The sequence below is a fragment of the Microtetraspora sp. AC03309 genome, from assembly GCF_020826795.1.
GTDB classification, from domain to species: domain Bacteria; phylum Actinomycetota; class Actinomycetes; order Streptosporangiales; family Streptosporangiaceae; genus Microtetraspora; species Microtetraspora glauca.
This window is the reverse complement of the sequence record NZ_JADDIL010000184.1, coordinates 1-1,918: the sequence shown is the minus strand read 5'-3', so window position 1 is coordinate 1,918 and position 1,918 is coordinate 1. Positions and strand designations below refer to the sequence as shown.

Below are 1,918 nucleotides of genomic sequence, written 5' to 3'. Positions count from 1 at the left end.
TCTCCCACGCAGCACCGCATCAAGTCGCTCTACCTACATCGAGCTCCTTTCCGCGTTCAGGGCGCAAGACTCCAGATAAATGCGTCGGCGTCTTTTCCAGAGGCTGTCTGGGTGGCGTTTTTGTCGGTGGCGGTTGTTAGCGTTGCAATGTGAATATCGAACGGCAGCCGATCCCCGACGGCCTGGGCGACATGCCCCCGGGCGTGGGGTTGGCCGCCGTACTGGAGCAGATCGATATCGCCAGGCTGGACGGCTTCGACGCCGTGATCGTGATGCAAGCCTACGCCCGTCTCGAAGCGCACGTGCAGGCCCGCAAAGCCGTCGTGATGGCCGAAGTCGGCCTGTATGAGATTTCCGTCTCCGGCATGGAGAAAATGTCCGAGCCGGACAAGAATTCACCCGACGAGATCCGGGCGGCGTTGCGTCTCACCCGCCGCGCCGCTGAACGGGAATATGGTCTGGCCTATGACTTGAAGGTGCGTCTCCCGGCTGTGCGTGACGCCCTGTCGGCCGGTCTGCTCGATAAGGCGCGGGCGGTGGTGTTCTGCGACTGGCTGGAAGACGTCCCCCTCGAACTCGCCCGAGCGGTCGCGGCTCATCTGCTGCCCAAGGCCGCGAAATGGACGACGAGTGAGCTGCGGGAGAAGATCAAGAAACTGTTGATCGCGGCCGACCCCACCTGGGCCCGCCGCAGATATGAGCGGGCTGTTCACCAGCGGCGGGTGATCGGGGTACGGCACGCCGACGGCTCGGCGAGCATCACCGGCCAGCAGTTGCCGGTGGATCAGGCGGCGGCCGCGATCGCCCGGGTAGACGCCATCGCCGTACGAGCGAAGAAGACCGGCCTGCACGCCCCGATCGACCAGGTACGGGCGGATGTGTTCCTGGGCCTGCTGGACGGCAGCATGTCCGGCCTGGACGACGACGCCATCATCGCCGTCCTGTTCGACAACGCCGCCCGCAAACGGGCTGGTGACGAGGACGACTACGACGACCAGCTCTCCGACGATCCCTTCGATGACAGTGGCATCGACGCCAGCACCGACCTCTCCGACACCTGCGACGACACCGACGACACCAATGGGGACGGGGAGCATACCGAGACGGGCCCCCGCAGCCCTTCCGACAACGGCGGCGACGTCTGCACCCCCAAGCCTGGCAACAGCGAGCCTGGCAACAGCGGCCCCGACGCGGGCCCGCCCGGCCCCGACCCCGACCCCGGTCCTGGCGCTGGTCCTGGTCCTGGTCCCGGTCCCGGTCCCGGTCCTCTTGGTGGTGACCCAGCTGGTCGCGCCCCGGGGTCGGGTCCTGATGCTGGCCCCGGCTCTGGGGACGAGTCCAACGCTGCCCTCACCTCTGGGGCCGGTAACAGCAACCTGCAGATGGGCCTGGCAGGCGGGGGCACCATGACGGGAAGCACGAAGACCGAGAACGGCACCGCGGCCGCCCGTACGGTCGGGGCGGCAGGGTTCGCGGCCGGTGAGCTACGGGTCCAGGTGTCCACCCTGATGCACCTGGACGATCTGCCCGCCGAACTCGCCGGATGGGGACCCATCCACGCCCAACTCGCACGAAAACTCGCCAAGCGTCAGATCGGTGGGGAGTGGCGGTTCGCCATCTGCGACGAGGACGGCCAACTCCTCCATGCCGGGATCACCCGACGCCGACCCGCGGGATGGCCCCGCCACCCCGCACCCGGCCCCGCACCCGACCCTGCGCACGGCCGCGGTTTCACACCCGGCCTACCTTCCCAACCCCTCGCGGGTGACAACCGGGACGGGAGCGATCCGGCGGGCACGGCCAGAGTAGGGATGACGCCTGCCCGCACACCGGCTGCCGGGCAGGAAGACAGCGACCGGCCGGGCGGGGCCCTCCACGCGAGACCGGCGTCGGTCCGCCGTCGCGGGATCGTCGAACT

The 1,918-nt window shown here is 68.5% G+C and carries 1 protein-coding gene; it reads left to right on the top strand.

Annotation, left to right across the window (positions count from 1 at the left end):
• Nucleotides 1-149 precede the first annotated feature (149 nt).
• The coding region (locus tag IMZ11_RS42140) for a DUF222 domain-containing protein (RefSeq protein ID WP_228649122.1) at nt 150-1,918 on the top strand (1,769 nt) is incomplete at its 3' end.